At 69.6% G+C, this 17,837-nt stretch carries 13 protein-coding genes; 9 read left to right on the plus strand and 4 right to left on the minus strand.

Going from position 1 to position 17,837, the window contains the following annotated elements:
• Window positions 1-4: 4 nt before the first annotated feature.
• Together KBZ33_RS13640 and KBZ33_RS13645 are read right to left on the minus strand one after the other, a co-directional pair.
• Window positions 5-3,106, minus strand: a complete 3,102-nt coding sequence (locus tag KBZ33_RS13640) for a DEAD/DEAH box helicase (protein ID WP_254953803.1) — start codon at window positions 3,104-3,106, stop codon at window positions 5-7.
• Window positions 3,103-3,579, minus strand: a complete 477-nt coding sequence (locus tag KBZ33_RS13645; protein ID WP_254953801.1) for a hypothetical protein — start codon at window positions 3,577-3,579, stop codon at window positions 3,103-3,105. Before KBZ33_RS13645 ends, KBZ33_RS13640 begins: the two co-directional genes overlap by 4 nt.
• Before the next feature lie 245 nt (window positions 3,580-3,824).
• On the opposite strand from KBZ33_RS13645, the gene KBZ33_RS13650 reads away from it, so the two are divergent.
• From KBZ33_RS13650 to KBZ33_RS13660, 3 genes are all read left to right on the plus strand, one after another.
• Complete coding sequence (locus KBZ33_RS13650; protein WP_254953799.1) at window positions 3,825-5,603, plus strand: HD family phosphohydrolase; 1,779 nt, start codon at window positions 3,825-3,827, stop codon at window positions 5,601-5,603.
• A gap of 63 nt (window positions 5,604-5,666) precedes the next feature.
• Window positions 5,667-6,002, plus strand: a complete 336-nt coding sequence (locus KBZ33_RS13655; protein WP_254953797.1) for a hypothetical protein — start codon at window positions 5,667-5,669, stop codon at window positions 6,000-6,002.
• Window positions 5,992-6,339, plus strand: a complete 348-nt coding sequence (locus KBZ33_RS13660) for a cyclic nucleotide-binding domain-containing protein (RefSeq protein WP_254953796.1) — start codon at window positions 5,992-5,994, stop codon at window positions 6,337-6,339. Before KBZ33_RS13655 ends, KBZ33_RS13660 begins: the two co-directional genes overlap by 11 nt.
• Window positions 6,340-6,468: 129 nt before the next feature.
• On the opposite strand, the gene KBZ33_RS13665 is transcribed toward KBZ33_RS13660, so the two are convergent.
• The gene (locus tag KBZ33_RS13665; RefSeq protein ID WP_254953795.1) at window positions 6,469-7,599 is read right to left on the minus strand and encodes a GNAT family N-acetyltransferase; all 1,131 of its coding nucleotides are present in this window, start codon (window positions 7,597-7,599) and stop codon (window positions 6,469-6,471) included.
• A 57-nt stretch (window positions 7,600-7,656) separates the two neighbouring features.
• On the opposite strand from KBZ33_RS13665, the gene KBZ33_RS13670 reads away from it, so the two are divergent.
• A complete protein-coding gene (locus KBZ33_RS13670; protein ID WP_254953793.1) occupies window positions 7,657-8,490 on the plus strand; it encodes a class I SAM-dependent methyltransferase in 834 nt (277 codons plus the stop codon).
• Window positions 8,491-8,541: 51 nt separating this feature from the next.
• On the plus strand, window positions 8,542-11,229 hold the full coding sequence (gene alaS, locus KBZ33_RS13675; protein ID WP_254953791.1) for an alanine--tRNA ligase: 2,688 nt from the start codon (window positions 8,542-8,544) through the stop codon (window positions 11,227-11,229).
• Between the two features lie 38 nt (window positions 11,230-11,267).
• Here alaS and KBZ33_RS13680 read toward each other — a convergent pair whose 3' ends face one another.
• Complete coding sequence (locus KBZ33_RS13680) at window positions 11,268-12,296, minus strand: hypothetical protein (RefSeq protein WP_255011803.1); 1,029 nt, start codon at window positions 12,294-12,296, stop codon at window positions 11,268-11,270.
• An 82-nt stretch (window positions 12,297-12,378) separates the two neighbouring features.
• Between KBZ33_RS13680 and KBZ33_RS13685 the strand changes: the two genes are divergently transcribed.
• The 4 genes from KBZ33_RS13685 to KBZ33_RS13700 all read left to right on the plus strand — a co-directional run bounded on the left by KBZ33_RS13685 (window position 12,379) and on the right by KBZ33_RS13700 (window position 17,576).
• A complete protein-coding gene (locus KBZ33_RS13685; RefSeq protein ID WP_254953788.1) occupies window positions 12,379-13,638 on the plus strand; it encodes a nucleotidyltransferase family protein in 1,260 nt (419 codons plus the stop codon).
• Between the two features lie 154 nt (window positions 13,639-13,792).
• On the plus strand, window positions 13,793-15,661 hold the full coding sequence (locus tag KBZ33_RS13690) for a PqqD family peptide modification chaperone (RefSeq protein ID WP_255011804.1): 1,869 nt from the start codon (window positions 13,793-13,795) through the stop codon (window positions 15,659-15,661).
• The gene (locus tag KBZ33_RS13695) at window positions 15,658-16,395 is read left to right on the plus strand and encodes a glycosyltransferase family A protein (protein WP_254953784.1); all 738 of its coding nucleotides are present in this window, start codon (window positions 15,658-15,660) and stop codon (window positions 16,393-16,395) included. Before KBZ33_RS13690 ends, KBZ33_RS13695 begins: the two co-directional genes overlap by 4 nt.
• A gap of 53 nt (window positions 16,396-16,448) precedes the next feature.
• Complete coding sequence (locus KBZ33_RS13700) at window positions 16,449-17,576, plus strand: glycosyltransferase family 4 protein (protein WP_254953782.1); 1,128 nt, start codon at window positions 16,449-16,451, stop codon at window positions 17,574-17,576.
• Window positions 17,577-17,837: the final 261 nt, after the last annotated feature.

The following is a 17,837-nucleotide window of genomic DNA, read 5'->3' on the forward strand; positions in this document are numbered from 1 at the left end:
CGCCTCAGAGGCCGTCGTCCAGGGCTACAAGATCCCTGAGCTGGCCCACGTCGAAACCACCGAGCCATTCCTCGCCGCTGCCGACGATGTCGGCCGCCAGCTTGGATTTCTCCTCGATCATGCGGTCAATCTTTTCCTCCACTGAACCGCTGGTGATGAATTTGTGCACCAGTACCCGGTTGGTCTGGCCGATCCGGTAGGCCCTGTCGGTGGCCTGGTTCTCCACCGCAGGATTCCACCAGCGGTCGATGTGGAACACGTGGCTGGCCCGGGTGAGGTTGAGGCCGACGCCGCCGGCCTTGAGCGACAGCAGGAACAATTGGGGACCGCGGGGATCCTCCTGGAAGCGATCCACCATCGCCTGGCGGTCGATCTTGCTGCTGCCCCCATGCAGGAAGGGCACATCCTGGCGCCAGCGCTGTTCCAGGTAGGCCTTGAGCAGGTGACCCCATTCGGCGAACTGGGTGAACAGCAGGGCCCGATCACCCGCTTCGATCACCTCTTCAAGGATCTCCTCCAGCCGCAGCAGCTTGGCGCTGCGGCTGGCAAAGCCGTTCTCCACCCGGCCCTCCTTGAGGGCCAGGGCCGGATGGTTGCAGATCTGCTTGAGCCGGGTGAGCAGGGCCAGCACCTGACCATGGCGCTGGCCCAAGGGGGCGCGGGCGATGGCATCGAGGCTGTCCTCGACGGTCTTGCGGTAGAGCTTCGTCTGCTCCCCAGACAGGCCCACCCACTCGCGCAGCTCCACCTTCTCCGGCAGGTCGGAGATGATCGAACGGTCGGTCTTCAGCCGCCGCAGGATGAACGGCCCGACCCGGGCCTTGAGATCCCGCAGGGAGCTCATGTCGCCATAGCGCTCGATCGGCAGCCGGTAGCGCTGGCGGAAGAAACCCTCCTCCCCCAGCACCCGGGGATTGAGGAAGTCCATCAGGGCCCACAGCTCACTCACCCGGTTCTCCACGGGGGTGCCGGTGAGGGCGATGCGGAAGCGGCCCTGCTTGCCGGGGCGGGCCAGGTCGCGGGCCGCCTGGCTCTGCTTGGCTGAGGGGTTCTTGATCGCCTGGGCTTCGTCGATCACCATGCCCTGCCAGTCGATGCTCTCCAGCAGTTCGCTGTCGCGCTGCAGCAGCCCGTAGCTGGTGAGCACCAGATCCACCCCGTCGAGGGCTTTGGCCAGTTTGTCGGGGGTGGAGGGCCGGCGGGGGCCGTAGTGCTCCCGCACCTCCAGATCCGGGGTGAAGCCCGCCGCCTCACGCTTCCAGTTGGTCAGCACGGAGGTGGGGGCCACCAGCAGCACGGGACGCTTCAGCTCCTGTTCCACCTTGAGGTGCTGCAGGAAGGCCAGCAGCTGGACCGTCTTGCCCAGGCCCATGTCGTCGGCCAGGCAGGCCCCCTGGTCGAAGCGGTGCAGGAAGGCCAGCCAGCCCAGGCCCCGTTCCTGGTAGGGCCGCAGCTGGCCGGCGAAGCCCTCGGGTGCCGGCAGGGGATCCGGGGCCTTCTGCTGGTGGTATTGCTCCAGGACGGCGTGCAGCCTGGGCCCGGCGGTGAAGCGATGCACCGGCAGCCGCATCAGGGTGTCGCCGTCGCTGGCGGTCAGCCGCAGGGCATCGTCGAGGCTGAGGTTGGGATCGGCGGCGCAGAAGCGCGTGGCGTTCTTGAGATCGCTGGGGCGCAACTCGATCCAGGCCCCCTTGTGCTGCACCAGCGGACTGCGCTTGGCGGACAGGCGCTCGAGGTCCTTCAGGTTGAGCGTGACACCGCCGATCATCAGCTCCCATGTCCACTGCAGGCTTTCCCCCAGGGAGAAGCCGCGGGAACGCTCGGGCAGCTCGGCTTCGATCGAAAGGCCCAGGCGGCTGGCCAGGCCCCCACTGAGGCTGGCGGGCAGCACCACGCCCACCCCCACGTCGCGCAGCTGGGTGGCGGCGGTGCGCACCAGCACGAAGGCCTCGGCTGGCGTCAGCTGCATGGTTTCGGGAGCCGCCGCATCCAGGCCCCGCCCGATCGGTTCGAACACCTGCAGGGCCCGCCCCATCCCCTCCAGCAGCAGCTGGCCCGGTTCGGCCACCTCCACTTCGCCCAGCTGCAGCCTGCCGTCGCCCGCATTCCAGACGGTGCGGGCCGGCGTGCGCAGGCTGGGGTCGGCCTCGGCCTGCAGGGAGAAGCGCAACTCCCAGAGGTCCTCGCCCTCCTCGGGGGTGAACAGCTCCAGGCAGGTCCTGGCCGGTGCCACGCGCCCCGCCACCGCTTCGCGCCAGTGCTGGGTGGCCACGGCCAACCGTTCCCGCTCCTCCTCATCCAGCTCGAGGCGGCCGGGGCCGGGGCCGAGGGCCTTCTGCCAGGCGCCCAGCAGGGGATCGAGACCCTCGGCCCCGGGCCGGAAGCCGCAACGCAGCTGGCCATCGAGGAGGGCCTCCAGCAGGCTGGCCACCCGCAGCCGGCCGCTGCCGGGACGGCGGCAGGCCAGGCTCGACTCCCCTGACGCCCCGGCAGCCATGGCGCAGGTGGCCACCTGGGGCAGTCGGATCGCCAGTTCCTCCAGCCGGCGCCGGTCCCCTTCCCGGTTGAGCAGGGGCAGCCAGCGGGCCCGGTCCTCCTCCACCTGGGGCAACCAGCGGCCCCGGGCGATCAGGCTCAGGGCCCAGCGCTCCAGATGGCTCCACCAGCGCAGATCGTCGGCCAGACCGGGATCGTCGCCGGAGAGGGGCAACCCGGCGAGCCAGTCGCCGGCCCCGGCGGGATCGAGGGCCAGTCCCTCCACCCGCCAGGGCCACCACTGCACCTCCTTCGGAATCGGCTCGCCCGCCTGCAGCGGCAGACCGCTCCAGGCCACCAGCCCCTCACTGGCGGCCTTGCGCCGCCCCCGGGCCCCCTGGCTGCGGCTGGGCAGGGTGAGCAGGGCCTCCGCCGGGCGGAAGGCTTCCGACCAGAGGCCATGGTCATCCAGCCAGGCACCAAGGTCGTCGACGCTGAGGGACAGGGGATGGTCGGGAACGGTGAGCAGCGGCGCCACCGGAGCGGCGACCCTCCAGGTGTCGGCCCAGAGCAGCAGTCGGCCCCCGGCCCCTTCCGGCGGAAACAGCCAGGTGGCGTGCAGAAGACTCATGGCCGCAGGGCGGGCAGCAGGCGTTGGGCGCCCCTCAGCAGCAGGGCGCTGCCGATCAGGGGAAGCCAGAGCGGCAACCAGCCGCGCATCAGGTCGACGATCGCCTCAGCGGCGCTGTGCGCCAGGGGCTGGTGGAGCAGGGAATGGATCTCCTGGACGGGCAGGGCCAGGGCGGTGACCACCACGGGCCCCCCCAGGCTGCGGATGCCGCACACCGCCCCCACCAGGCCGGCGGCCAGGTGCTCGTCGTCCGGATCGACCCGCTGCAGGTGAAAGGCCAGCAGGCCGTAGAAGAAGCCGCAGCCCGCCGATCGCAACCCGCTCTCCAGCCCGGCCGGCAGGCCGATCAGGGCAGCGGCCAGTCCGCCCAGCAGCGCCCACGACAGGGACTGCAGCCGCAGACGGGCACGGGAATCGTCGGACGCCTGGGTCAACGGCAAGGCCTTGGCGATGGCCCGATCATGCCTGGCCATCGGCAGGCCTACATTATCGAGTGCCGCTGGCTCTGCCAGCTGTTCGACCAGCACAGCCCTTTCTTCAGCCTTTCACCCTCCCCCCTGGCCGGTCATCGGACGCTGCTCCGATCACGGCCATCGGGTCGTGCCCTGGGGTCCCCCAGGGTCGGGGTTTCCCTCCACGGCAGGCCACCCCCTGGAGCGCCGCCCATCCGCCACCGCACGCCTCCGACGCCCACCAGGCGCGACGCGCGCTGCCGGAGATGCTCCAGATCGCGACGGCCATCAGTGGCGCGGCCAGCCTTCCGGCCCTGCTGCGGCAGATCCTCTCCAGTGCCAGGGATCTCACCCTCAGTGATGCGGGCAGCATCTACCTGGTGGAGGAGGACAAGGGGGAGAAACGGCTCTGGTTCACGGCGTTCCAGAACAGCACCCTGGCGGCCCGCGGGGCCGGCATCGATTCCGACCTGCTGGGTGTGCGCTTCCCGATCACCCCCGAGCGACTGGTGGGCTGGACGGCCCTGCACGGCAAGGTGCTCAACCTGCCCGATGTGTACGCGATCCCCCCGGACCGTCCGTACCACTTCGATGCCGGTCTCGATCACCGCACCGGCTATCGGGCGGTGTCGATGCTGGTGGTGCCGCTGCGGACCATGGCCGGGGACGTGGTGGGGGTGATGCAGCTGATCAACAGGAAGCGGGAGGCGGCTGCGGTGCTTACCCCCGAGACGGCGGCGGCGTTGGTGCGTCCCTTCGATGCCGGCGACCAGCAGTTGATCGAGGCCCTGGCGGCCCTGGCGGCTGTCTGCGTCGAGCGCACCCAGGCCCTGGAAGGGCAGCAGCGGCAGATCGATTCGATGATCGCCCTGCTGGCGGGGGCGATCGATGCCCGCAGTTCCCACACCGGTCGCCACTGTTCCCGGGTGCCGGAGCTGGCGCTGCTGCTGGCGGAGGCGGCAGAAGCCACCGAGGTGGGGCCGCTGGCCCCCTTCCGCTTCAGCTCAGAGGCGGAGCGGCGGGAGTTCCGCACGGCGGCCTGGCTGCACGACTGCGGCAAGCCCATGACCCCCGAGGCGGTGGTGGAGAAGGCCACCAAGCTGGACGCCCCCTGCAACCGGATTCATGAGATCCGCACCCGCTTCGAGGTGCTGCTGCGGGATGGCCGCATCGCCCTGCTGGAGGGCCTGCTGGCGGGCGGTGACCCGGAAACCCTGCAGCGGGATTACGCGCAACTGGAGCAGGAGCTGCGGCTTGATTTCGCCTGCGTGGCCCGCTGCAACCTGGGCAGCGAAGGAACCGATCCTGACGATCTCGCCCAGCTGCAGCGGCTGGCGGGGCGTCGCTGGTGGCGCCATTTCGACGACCGACTGGGCCTGGGCTGGGAGGAGCAGGTCCGGTACGGCGTGCCGCTGCAGCCCTTGCCGGCCCCCGAGACCCTGCTCAGCGATGCCCCTCACCATCGTCTGCCCAGACCTGCGGCCGACGTGCCGGAGTCCAGCTGGGGCTTCAATCTGACGGTGCCCGAGCTGCTCTACAACCGCGGCGAGCTCTCCAACCTGTCGGTGGCCAGGGGCACGCTCACCGGCGAGGAGATCGACAAGATCCGCGAGCACATGATCCACACGATCGTGATGCTGGAGAGCATGGCTTTCCCCCCCTCCATGGGCCGCGTCGCTGAAATCGCCGGGGGGCACCACGAAACCCTCGACGGCCGGGGCTACCCGAGGGGACTGACGGCGGAGCAACTGTCGATCCCGGCCCGGATCCTGGCCATCGCCGACATCTTCGAGGCTCTCACCGCCCCCGATCGCCCCTACAAGCAGGGGATGCCCCTGTCCCAGTCTTTGAAGATCCTGGCCGGCCTGCGGGACCGTGGCCGCATCGATGCGGACCTGTTCGATCTCTTCCTGCGATCAGGGGTTTACATCACTTATGCCCAGCGATTCCTCGCCGTTGACCAGATCGATGCGGTGGATCTGGACGCTCTGCTGAAGCCTGGCGCCCAGGCGTCCTCAGGATCGCGGGCGGACGGCCAGCCCTGACGCTGGCAAGGTGGGTGATGGGGCCAGCAGGGCCACCCACTTTCTGGTATCTGTTGTTACCTAATGCCTGACTCTCTTCGGGGCGAACAACTGCCGCGGCGGGGTGTCGATCGCCATCCCAACGTCATCATCCTCGACCTGGCCCACGTGACCGAGTGCCCGATGGAATCCTCCGACCTGCTGGACCGCCAGCTCTGTTCGCTGGGGGATGATGGGGTCGAGATTCTCCTCTCCCGTGCCGGCCGGCTCCTTCTGGTGTCCAGGTCCGACTGGGCCATCACCGATCGGATCGACGCCTACGAGCATCTGGATTCGGCCCGCGTGGCCGCCGAGTGGCCGCTGCTGTCGTGGTACGAGCCCAGGCCGCTGCGGGCGCCGCCGCCCCGTTGTGGCCGGTGATTTCGTCATCCGCCGGGGGGATCCAGGCGACGAGCTGTTCCTGGTGCGTTCCGGCGCCTTCGACATCGCCCTCGAGATCAAGACCGGTGATGGCGTCTGCCATCCCACCCGGCTGGCCACCTTCGGCGAGATCGGTTTCGTGGCCCAGACGCCCCGCACCGCCGACACCATCGCCACCCGCCCCGGCGAGTGCTGGGTGCTGCACCGCAGCGACTTCGAGGCCCTCAGGGCCAGCCATCCCGATGTGGGGATCGCCCTGCTCAAGGCGCTCACCTGCGACATCGGCGCCAAGCTCAGCCAGACAAGCGTCCAGCAGACGCTGATGGAGCCCTCCTGAGCGCGGTGCTCGGCGGCTGCCGAGGACACGGGCACGCGGGTGGAGGAGGCCTGGGAGGGCTGATCATCGCCCCTGACGGAGATTGGGGACTGCGGTCTGGCTGACACCGCCAGAACTCCCTGAACGTCTTCAGGCCTGGCTCAGGCGACCGAACAGTCGCCCTTCGAGGCTCACGAAACGCCAAGGTAAGCGACGGTGGCGGGGCAGATGCCGGTCGAAGAGCGCGTCGTACTCGCGCACCGGCTGGGCGCCGCGCTGGCGCTTGAACGAACCCGCTCCACCGCTGAGACTGACCCGCAACCCGCGCCGCTGTGCCAGCAGCACCTTGTGCATAAAGGCCATCCGGTACAGACCAAGCCGCCGCGGCAATGCCTGGTCGTAGCCGACGAAGCAACCCGTCAGATAGGACCCATTCTCCATGTAAAAGCTGAAGGCATCCAGGCGGCCGCTCTGCGGTTCGCGGAACAGACTGGCGCGGAACATCGGCGTGGCCAGCATCAGCGCGAAATAGGCTGAATTGAACTGGGCATTGTGACGGCAGTGCTTCCGTATATATAGGCGCCGGTAGAGATCCGTGAGGCGCTGCAGGTCCTCCTGGCTCAGTGAGGTCTTGTCGTCACTGACCAGAAAAGGGCTGGTTTGCAGCAGGCGCAGATCCTTGCGCACATCGCTGTGGCGCAGGAAGGGGGCCGGCCGGGGATCCGACACATAGGTCACACGGGTGGTGAGCAAGCGGCAGCCGGCAGCCAGCAGATGGCTGGTCAACTCAGGTTCCAGCTCTGGATTCACGGTCCGATAGACGATCGCGTGGTCGTTGAATTCAGCTGCCAGCCAGTGGATGAGAGCCTCGATCTGGGGCTGGTTCAACCGCAGGGGGGGATTGGTGGACAACAGCCAGTTGTTGACATAGACGACCCGCTCAAGGCCCAGCCGCATCAGACCCAGCCGCATCAGACCAGCGCCAGCCTTGAGCAGGGCCAGCTGCCAAGGACGGGCCCAGCGACGGGCCTCCTCCAACGGGTAGTGCACATAGCGGCTGATCGGGGAGCAGACATCGCTGAACTCCCGACCCGCCTCCACCACCAGTACCGGGATGGTGGTGCCGAAAGCGCGGATCAGGCGCAGCTCACCACCGAGGTTGGCGCCGAAGTGGCATGGACCGCATCGAGAGAGTGCCGAGAGCAGAGGCTCCCGGTCGGCTTCGATGCGCGGATCTCCGGGTGTGATCCAATTGATCACACCAGCATCAGACGCAACCACGGATTAAGCCTCCGGCTCATGCCGGGCTAAGACTGCTCGACACGTGGGCAGCGGGGAATGGTTGACCATGATCAGGCCGCGTCTGACCACGCTGGCGGGTACTGGGACGATCAGGCCAGGACCAGCCCCGAACAGTTTAACTTCCCACTCTGGCGCCGCTACTGCGACCTCCTCCACAGCCGCTGGCTGCGCTCGTGGCTGAAGAGCCGGACCTTCACCAAGGTGCTCAAGACCGATCTGTTCGAGGAAGCCCTCGGGGATGGTCTGGCGGATGTTCTGGCGACCCTCACCCTCCCGGGCGGCGAATGCCATGGCGTGGATGTGTCCTCGGTGCTGGCGGCCCAGGCACTGAAGCGTCACCCCAGTCTCAGGGTCCACTGTGGTGATGTGCGCTGCCTACCGCTGGCCGCCGAGCAGTTCGATCTGGTCGTCTCCGATTCGACCCTCGATCATTTCGCGCATCCCGCCGAGCTCCAGAAGGCGCTGAGCGAGCTGCATCGCGTGATGGCGCCGGGAGGGCTGCTGGCCCTCACCCTCGATAACCCACAGCATCCGCTGGTGGCGCTGCGGAATCATTTCGGCGGTCCGTGGATGGGCCGAAGCGCCGTGATGCCCTACTTCGTGGGGCACACCCTGGGGTTGCGGCAGCTCTCAGGGGAGCTGCGCGCGCTCGGCTTCGAGCTGCTCTGCGATGACCACCTGATGCATGCCCCACGCCTGCTGGCTCTGCATCTGAGCCGCCTATGGCCCGCCGAGGGGCCGGCTGCCCACTGGTTTCTCCGGAGCCTGCTGGCCTGCGAGGGGCTCGCCCGACTGCCAACGGCGCGCTTCAGCGGCCACTTCGTGGCGATTCTGGCCCGCAAGCCAAAGGCGCCCGCCTCCAGCCCTTGAGCACGCTGGGCGATCATGCCCTGTTCAGGCAAGTTTCGCTCCGCTTCCGCCATGGCCGCCGCCCCTTCTGCCGCTCCCGCCACCGGCGCCGTCCGCCCCCGTACCGGCGCTGAGATCCGGGCGGCCTTCCTGGACTTCTTCGAGCAGCGTGGCCATCAGCGCGTGGCCAGTGCCTCGCTGGTGCCGGAAGACCCGACGGTGCTGCTGACGATCGCCGGCATGTTGCCGTTCAAGCCGGTGTTTCTGGGCCAGGCGCCGCGCCCGGCTCCCCGGGCCACCAGCAGCCAGAAGTGCATCCGCACCAACGACATCGAAAACGTGGGCCGCACGGCGCGGCATCACACGTTTTTCGAGATGCTCGGCAATTTTTCCTTCGGCGATTACTTCAAGAGCGAGGCGATTCAGTGGGCCTGGGAGCTGAGCACCGTGGTGTTTGGCCTTGATCCCCAGAACCTGGTGGTGAGTGTGTTCCGGGAGGACGACGAGGCTGCCGCCATCTGGCGCGAGGTGGTGGGGGTGAACCCGAACCGCATCGTGCGCCTGGATGAGGCCGACAACTTCTGGGCCTCGGGCCCCACCGGCCCCTGCGGCCCCTGCTCGGAGCTCTACTACGACTTCAAGCCCGAACTCGGCGACAACGCCATCGATCTCGAGGACGACAGTCGCTTCATCGAGTTCTACAACCTGGTGTTCATGCAGTACAACCGCGATGCGGCCGGTGCGCTGACGCCCCTGGCGAATCGCAACATCGACACCGGCATGGGGCTGGAGCGGATGGCTCAGATCCTGCAGGCCGTTCCCAACAACTACGAAACCGATCTGATTTATCCGCTGATCGAGGCCGCGGCGGCCCTGGCGGCCGTGGACTATCCCAGCCTCGACGGCCCTGGCCAGACGAGCCTCAAGGTGATCGCCGATCACAGCCGCGCCATCACCCACTTGATCGGCGACGGTGTGACCGCCTCCAATCTCGGCCGTGGCTATATCCTACGCCGCCTGTTGCGCCGTGTCGTGCGCCATGGTCGTCGACTCGGCATCGACAAGCCGTTTTTAACGGCGATGGGGGAGGCGGCGATCGCGCTGATGGCCGAGGTCTATCCCCAGCTGCTGGAGCGGCGTGAGGCGATTCTGGCGGAACTGGAGCGTGAGGAGGGCCGCTTTCTGGAAACCCTGGAGCGTGGCGAAAAGCTGCTGGCCGAGGTGCTGGCGGCGCGCCCCAGCCAGATCAGTGGTGCCCAGGCCTTCGAGCTCTACGACACCTACGGCTTCCCGCTGGAACTCACCGAGGAGATTGCCCAGGAGCATGGCCTGAGCGTGGATCTGGCTGGCTTTGAGGCCGCCATGGACGCCCAGCGTCAGCGGGCCAAGGCGGCGGCGGTGAGCCTTGATCTCACCCTGCAGGACGCGATCGAGCAGGTGGCTACCGCCCAGGCGGCCACCGAGTTCCGGGGCTATGAGCAGCTGGAGTATCCCTGTTGTGTGCTGGCGCTGGTGGTGAACGGCGAACCGGCCTCCACCGCCGTGGCCGGCGACACGGTGCAACTCGTGCTCGACACCACTCCTTTTTATGGCGAGGGCGGCGGCCAGGTGGGGGATCGCGGCCTGCTCAGCGGTGCAGGTGCCACTGGGGCTGAGGAGCTGCTCGTGACGATCGACGCGGTGAGCCGCAATCGCAGTGTGTTTGTGCACAGCGGCCGGCTGGAACGGGGCCAGCTGGCGGTGGGCGACCTGCTTCTGGCCCAGGTGGACCGGGCCTGCCGCCGCCGCGCCCAGGCGAATCACACCGCCACCCATCTGTTGCAGGCGGCGTTGAAACAGGTGGTGGATCCGGCGATCGCTCAGGCCGGGTCCCTGGTGGATTTCGATCGGCTGCGTTTCGACTTTCACTGCCCCCGGGCGGTGAGCGCCAGCGAGCTGGAACAGATCGAAGATCTGATCAATGGCTGGATCGCCGAGGCCCACGCGCTCGAGGATCAGGAGATGGAGCTCGAACGGGCAAAGGCTGCCGGCGCCGTGGCGATGTTTGGCGAGAAATACGCCGAGATGGTGCGGGTCGTCGATGTGCCGGGTGTGTCGATGGAGCTCTGCGGTGGCACCCATGTGGCCAACACCGCCGAGATCGGCCTGTTCAAGATCGTCAGTGAAACCGGCGTGGCCGCTGGCATCCGCCGCATCGAAGCGGTGGCGGGACCAGCGGTGCTCGCTTACCTGAACGAGCGGGATCAGGTGGTGCGTCAGCTGGGCGATCGCTTCAAGGTGCAGCCCAGCGAGATCATCGAGCGGGTGAGCGCCATGGCCGAGGAGCTCAAGGCCACCGGCAAGGCCCTGGCCGCCGCCCGCTCTGAACTGGCGCTGGCGAAGGCGGCGGCGCTGGCGGCCCAGGCGGAGCCGCTCGGCTCCTTCCAGTTGCTGGTGGCCCGCCTCGATGGCGTGGAGGGCGCCGGTCTGCAGGGGGCGGCCCAGCAGCTGCAGCAGCAGCTGGGTGAGGGGGGCGCGGTGGTGCTGGGCGGCCTGCCCGATCCCGCCGACTTCAACAAGGTGATCCTGGTGGCTGCCTTCGGCGCGGCGGTGGTGCAGGCGGGCGCCAAGGCGGGTGCTTTCATCGGCACCATCGCCAAACGCTGCGGCGGTGGCGGTGGCGGCCGCCCTGCCCTGGCCCAGGCCGGCGGCCGCGACGGCGCCGCCCTGCCGGCAGCGCTCGCTGAAGCGCGCGCCGCCCTGGCCGCCGCCCTGGGCTGAGGAGGCTCAGGGCGGGCCTCAGACGGCAGTGGGTGCGTCTAACGCGTGCGCAGCCGCCGTCGCCGTCGCCAGCGGGAGACGGGGCCTGGGGGCCCTGCCCGCTCAATCGCCTCCTGCAGGGGGCCCAGGCTCGCGCAGCCTTCCAGTTGCACCAGCGCCTGCAAGGCGCTGCCCACGGCCGCACGCTCGCCGGGGTGCCCCATGGCGGCCACCACCGCAGCCACCAGATCTGGGTGGCCATGGTCTGGGGTGCCAGCAGCTACCGCCGCCGCCGCAGCGCCAGTGGCTGGCTCCACCTCCCCGGACAGTGGCTGAAACCGGCAGGTGAGCTCCACGATCCAGCGCAGCCCTGCGGGCGGATGGCAGCGCCAGCCCTGCACGATCAGCCCCGCCAGATGCTCGCCGGGATCCGGCAGCAGCACCCCCGGCAGGGCTGATGGCTGCGGCGGGGCGTGCCGGGCGCTGGCGGCCTGCCCCGAGCCCAGCAGCGGCAAGGTGTGGATCTGGAGGGGCAGGCGCCCCGTGCGCACGGCCTCGCCGGCCGCCCCCTCCAGCGCACAGCGCTGCAGGGTGGCCACCGCCCGGCGCGAGGCCAGGCCAGCGAATCCGCCCGCTGCGCCCATCACCACCAGCTCCAGCCGCCGCACCGGCAAGGGCTGACCGCCGCAGCGGACCGGCCCCAGGTGGCTGGCCAGATCCCCCTGGGCCAGCAGGGTGAGGCCGTTGTGCGCGGCCGCCGCGCCGAGTTGCTTGGCGGCCCGCAGGGCCAGGCCGCTCAGCAGCCAGGAGCGCCGCTGCAGCCCCAGGCAGCGCGCCGCCACCGAACCGTCGCCGGCCGCCTTGCCCAGCCGTGCCACCGCCAGGGCGGCCAGCTCGAAGCCGGCACCGTTGTCATGGTTGAAGTCGATCAGCTCCAGCCACTCCTGCCAGCGGCGCAGGGCCAGCGGTGGTGCGGCCAGGCAGGCAGCGAGCAACCGGCGCAGCGGCGGATCGGGAGCCGGGCCGACCCAGGGGCGGATCCGGTGGGGATCAAAGACCGTCATCGGCGCCAGGCGGGCAGGGTCCACCCTGACCCAGGATGATCCCTGCACCGCTCCCAGGGGTCCCGGCCCATTGCTCCCCCGTCCATTGCTTACCCGTCTGCGGGCGATGGCTGCCACCGGCCCTGGGGCTGCTCTCCCCACCTGGCGACCCACTGCGGCGCAGGCGCTTGTGCTGCAGGCCTGTCTGCTGCCTGAGGCACCGGCCCAGACGGCCTTTCGTACCTGGGCCGGTGCCGCCGAGTCGCCGCTCAGCGATGCGGCCACCCGGCGGTTGTTGCCGCTGCTGTGGTCGCGCTGGCGCCAGTTGCCGCACACCGGCGACGCTGCGGCTGCCCACGCGGTTGTGGCGGGGAGCCTGCCCGAGGTGAAGCGCACCTGGCTGGAGAACCACCGCCGCCTCAAGGCCGCCAACGTGCTGGCTGACCAGCTGGCGGCCGCCGGTGTGCCGGTGATGCTGGTCAAGGGGTTGCCCCTGGCCCTCCAGGCCTACGCAGATCTTGGCCTGCGACCCATGGGCGACTTCGATCTCGTGGTGCCGTTCGCCCAGGCGCAACCGGCCCTGCAGGTGCTGGCCGCCGCCGGTTGGCGCCCGCTGCCCACCCCGCTCAAGCACTCCAGCCATGAAGACGGCGAGGCGCTCCTGCCGCCCTGGGCACTCCAGCCCCGTCCGCTCGAGGCGTTTGATGACCCGTTCCTGCAGGTGCGCCACAGCCATGGCTTTCGCCATGCCAGCGGCCTGGAAGCCGACCTGCACTGGTTCGTCTTTCAGGGCCAGTGCGATCCCGGTGTCGATGACGGGCTCTGGCACAGGGCCATCGCCCTGGCCTCGCTGAACCGGGCCCCCGGTTGCCGACCATCGCCGCTGCTGCTGGTGCCCGACCCGGCGGATCACCTGCTGCTGCTGCTGAGCCATGCCGCCCGCTGGGACGCGGTGCCGGCGGTGCGCTGGCTGGCGGATGCGGCCCTGCTGCTGCGCGCGGCCCCCACCCTCGACTGGGACCTCCTGCGGCTGGAGGCGCGCCGCCGCCGGCTCGCGGCCCTGGTGGCGCCGATGCTGGCGCTGCTACAGGAGCAGGCGCAGGCGGCCGTGCCCGCAGCACTGGTGCACGAGCTGGCGGCGGTGCGCCTGTCGCGGCGGGAGCGGCTGCTGGCCCCGGTGCAACCGGGCAGTCCCGACTGGCGTGGTGGCGTGGAAGAAGTGCGCTATCTCCACCGGCGCTGGCGCCAGCTGCGGCGGCGAGCGGCGGCCGGAGCCCCTGTGCCTGAGTTCCACCGGTTTGCCTGCCACGTGCTCGGGGCACCGGATCTGCGGGCGCTCAATGGCTATGCGCTGACGGAGTTGCAGCGACGTCTGGGTTGGCGCTGACGGGTGTGATCAGCGGCAGAGGCGAGAAGGTATTTTCATGTCGCTAAGGACATGAGTGATGATGCTTGAGTGTGTTGATCCAGCGGGCCGCGGTGCAGGAGCTTGGCGGCATGGTGATGCTGAGATCAGCGGATTCAAGATCAACGAACCCGATGTGATTCATCAGGCCTTCGAGGATGAGGTCGTGGTGGTGGATCTGCGCTCCGGCGCCTATTTCGGCCTCAGCGATTCCGCCACCAGGGCCTGGAAGATGGTGGGTCCCGAGGGTGTCTCCACAGCGGGCCTCGCTGCTGCCATGCGCAGCATCTGGCCCGAGTCCACTGCTGCGATCGAAGCTGATGTGTGTCAGTTCGTTGATCAGCTCCTGGCCCATGATCTGATCGTTCCCATCGCCGCCTGCCCATCGCCGTTGCCGGCGCCCGAGGGAATGGTGCCGGCCTACGGGCCTCCTGTGCTGCAGAAGCACAGCGATCTGCAGGAGCTGTTTCTGCTGGATCCGGTCCATGAGGTGGATCCAGGGGCCGGCTGGCCGAATCTGCCTGAACAGGGCGGCAGCGTGGTGCTGACGGTCGCCCCTGACCGTGAACGGCTGGTGGCCCGCACCCCCGAGCTCACGCTGCTGATTCATCGCACCACCGGCCTTTATGCCGTCCTTGACGGGGAGGCGCACTTGCTCTGGAGCCGCATCGCCAGTGGCCCTGCAACGCTGACCGCCGGCCCCTTCACCGATGCCCTCCTGCAGGCTGGCTTCGCCGTGGTGGTACCACTGGCCGACACCCCGGCGCCCTCGAGTGAGGCGATCGCCGTCGCGCCGGAGCCCCTGCCGACCCCGCCGCTGGCCCCCACCCTCCACCGCGATCTGGAGGACACCCTGCGGCCCTGGATCTCTCGCCCCCTGCCCCTGCCTGCCGCCGAGCCACTGCCGGCCCAGGTGATCACCGCCGCCTTCGACGCCTACGCCGCCGCCACGGCCGAGCGCTGCGGCACTGGCTTTGCGGAGCAGGCCTTCCGCCTCGGCGGGCGGCGCCTCGCTGTGCGCACCCTCCCCGGCCAGGACGTCGAAGCCCTGCTGCCCGCCCTGGCCCACCGGGCCGAGACGGCTCCCCACGCCCATGACGCGCCCGCCCACGCTGGCCCAGCCCACGACCCGCCAGCCCTGAGGATCACCCTGTTCACCGCCACCGAGCTGCCGGCGTCGGCGCCGTTGGCGCAGGTGCTGCTCACCCTGGCCATCAACTTTTCCGACGCGATCGGCCCCCGCGGGGAGCTGCTGGCGCTGCAGGGGTCCGGGCTCTCCGGCCACTACGACCCCGGCACGCAGCTGCTGGCGGTGCTCGACCGCGCCGGCGGCCGGGCCTGGGTGGTGAAGCGCGACGAGGCGCCGTTGCCGTTCTGGGAGGTGGGCTCGCCGCTGCGGTTCCTGCTGCACGAGTGGTTCGCGGCCGAGGGCCTGCAGTTCGTGCACGGGGCCTGCGTGGGCGGCTCCCGCGGCGGGGTGCTGCTGGCTGGGCCCGGCGGCGCCGGCAAGTCGACCACGGCCCTGCTGTGCGTGGCTGCCGGCCTGCGCTATGTGGGCGACGACTACTGCCTGGCGGACCCGGCCCGCGGCTGGATCCACAGCCTCTACGGTACCGGTAAGCTCAAGGGCCCGGAGGATGTCCAGCGCCTGCCGGCTCTGCAGGGGCAGGCCATCAATGCCGATGCGTTCGAGCGGGGCGGCACGGGCAAGGCGGTGCTACCGCTGGCCGCGCTCTGGCCCGAGCGGATGGCTGAAGGCCTGCCCCTGCGGGCGATCCTGCTGCCCCGGCTCAGCAGCGACGCCGCACCGAGGCTCGAACCCTGCTCCGCCGCTGAGCTGCTGCTCTCCCTGGTGCCCAGCACGGTGGGCAAGCTGCCGGCGGCGGATGACGGCGATTGCCGCCGCCTGGTGCAGCTGGTCGCCGGCCTGCCCGCCTACGTGCTGCACCTCGGCGCCGACCCGTCGCTGCTGCCGGCCGCGATCGAGGCGCTCACCGGCCGATGAAGGTGAGCGTGATCGTGCCGGTGCTGAACGGCGAGCGGTTCCTGCCGGCGGCGCTCGAAAGCGTGCTGGCGCAGCCCCGCCAGCTGCCAGGCCTGGAGCTAGAGCTGATCGTGGTCGACAACGGCTCCGAGGACGGCACCGTCGCGCTGGTGCGGGACGCCTTCGCAGGCCGGGTGCAGCTGGTGCAGGAGCCGCGCCGCGGCATCGCCCACGCCCGCAATGCCGGCCTGGCGCTGGCCACGGCCCCGCTGATCGCCTGGCTCGATGCTGACGATCTCTGGCTGCCGGACAAGCTGGCGCTGCAGTGCCGCTGGCTGGCCGCGCACCCGGAACTGGCCATGGTGTTCTGCCATGGCGATGAATTCAGCGACCCCGTTGGCGCCTTCCCCTGCCGTCCGGCGCAGCCGTTGCTGAGTCCCAGCGCGCTGCTGGCCCGGCGCGAGGCCTTCGAGGCGGCTGGCCCCTTCCCTGCCGTGGCCTGCGGCGAGTTCATCGCCTGGATCGGCTGGACGAAAACCCTGGCGCTGGCCTCCGGTGTGGTGGCGGAACTGCTGGTGCGCCGCCGCGTGCACGCCAGCAACACCACCCGCGCGGCCGGCGCCCTGCACGATTACGCCGCCGCCATGCACTGGCTGCTGCAACGGCGCCGCAGCCATGGCCTCGGCCAAGGCCCCGGCCAAGAGCCCAGCCAGGAACTCAGCCAAGGCCCCAGCCAGAGCCCGGTGGCCCCTTGACGGCCCTGTTGTTCAGCCCCGTGCTGCCAAGCCCCACAGGGGGTGGCTCGGCCATGCGTGCCAGCGCCGTGCTGGAGGTGCTGGCGGAGCAGGGTCCGGTGATCGTGGTGCACCTGCCGGTGTGGGGAGACCGCTCCGAGCTGTTTGATCGCCGCTGGGTGCAGCGCCACGCCACAGCCGTGCTGCGTATCACCGCCGATGAGCTGCCGCAGCTGACCGAGCGGGTGGCGGCGACGCTCAGCGCCTGTGTGCCGGATCAGCCGCTGCGCCTGATCCATGCCTTCCGCCTGGTGGTGGCCCCGCTGGCGCTGCGCTGCCTGGGGCTGGCTGCCGTCCGGCCGCGCCTGCTGCTGGATCTCGACGACGACGAATGCGCCCGCGATCTGGAGTACGCGGCGCTGGAGCAGGCCGCGGGACGGAGGGAGCGGGCCGAGCGCCTGCGGGCGGAGCGGGGTCGCATGGAACGCTTCCGTGGGCTGCTGCTGCAGCGCTTCGATCAGGTGTTTCTGGCCAATGCCGCCGACTGCCGGCTGCTGGCCAAGCGCTACCCCGACCGGTGCTTCGTGCACCTTCCCAACGTGATGCGGCCCTTACCGCCCCGAATCATGGGGATGGCTGGGCCAAGCAGGCCGGTGGCGGCCGATCCCCGCGCGCTGTTGTTTCTCGGCACGCTCGATTACCTCCCCAACGAAGACGGTGTGGCCTTCTTCGTTGATGAGGTGCTCCCCCTCCTCCGTGCCGCCGATGCCGCCATGACCCTGCGGGTGGTGGGTGTGGGCCTGCCGCCCTCCCTGGCAGGCCTCGCCGCCGTGCCGGGGGTAACGCTGGTGGGACCCGTGCCGGAGACGGCACCGGAATTCGCCCAGGCCGGGATGCTGGTGGTGCCGCTGCGGGCCGGTAGCGGCAGCCGCATCAAGATCCTGGAGGCCTTCCAGCACGGCACCCCCGTGGTGTCCACCGCCAAGGGGGCCGAAGGTCTGGCCGTGGTGGATGGCGAGCAGTTGCTGCTGGCGGACAGTCCGGCGGCCCTGGCCGCCGCCTGCCTCGCCCTCGCTGCCGATCCAACGCTGCGCCAGCGCCTCGCCACCAACGCCCGCGGCTGGGTGGAGCGCGAGCACGGGCTGGAGGCCATGGCCACGGTCTTTGCCCGGGCCATGGACCTTCCCGGTGTGGACGCTTGATGGCAGCAGATCCCCCCCAGTCGTTGATTCTTGTGGGAACCCACCACAAGACTGGCACCGTTTGGATGCAGAAGCTCTTCTCGGAGATCTGCTCTTGTTATGAATTAAAATTCTACCAAGGTGGGCAAAATGGGTCTTGATTACCCAGCTCGCTCCGTCCAGGCTGATGCGACCGCGTAGATTGGTACACATATACCAGTCAGCTCATGGCGCGCAACGGCATCCAATTTCAGAAGGGCCTCTCCTTACCGGAGTTTCAGC

Source organism: Cyanobium sp. Cruz-8D1, from assembly GCF_024345975.1.
GTDB lineage: Bacteria > Cyanobacteriota > Cyanobacteriia > PCC-6307 > Cyanobiaceae > Cyanobium.

Bases quoted from the DNA above. Each gene is read 5' to 3' on its own strand.
- KBZ33_RS13670 (WP_254953793.1), top strand. From the start codon at position 7,657: ATGGTTGACCATGATCAGGCCGCGTCTGACCACGCTGGCGGGTACTGG.
- KBZ33_RS13700 (WP_254953782.1), top strand. From the start codon at position 16,449: ATGCGTGCCAGCGCCGTGCTGGAGGTGCTGGCGGAGCAGGGTCCGGTG.
- KBZ33_RS13640 (WP_254953803.1), bottom strand. From the start codon at position 3,106: ATGAGTCTTCTGCACGCCACCTGGCTGTTTCCGCCGGAAGGGGCCGGG.
- KBZ33_RS13645 (WP_254953801.1), bottom strand. From the start codon at position 3,579: ATGGCCAGGCATGATCGGGCCATCGCCAAGGCCTTGCCGTTGACCCAG.
- KBZ33_RS13695 (WP_254953784.1), top strand. From the start codon at position 15,658: ATGAAGGTGAGCGTGATCGTGCCGGTGCTGAACGGCGAGCGGTTCCTG.
- alaS (WP_254953791.1), top strand. From the start codon at position 8,542: ATGGCCGCCGCCCCTTCTGCCGCTCCCGCCACCGGCGCCGTCCGCCCC.
- KBZ33_RS13650 (WP_254953799.1), top strand. From the start codon at position 3,825: ATGCTCCAGATCGCGACGGCCATCAGTGGCGCGGCCAGCCTTCCGGCC.
- KBZ33_RS13685 (WP_254953788.1), top strand. From the start codon at position 12,379: ATGGCTGCCACCGGCCCTGGGGCTGCTCTCCCCACCTGGCGACCCACT.
- KBZ33_RS13655 (WP_254953797.1), top strand. From the start codon at position 5,667: ATGCCTGACTCTCTTCGGGGCGAACAACTGCCGCGGCGGGGTGTCGAT.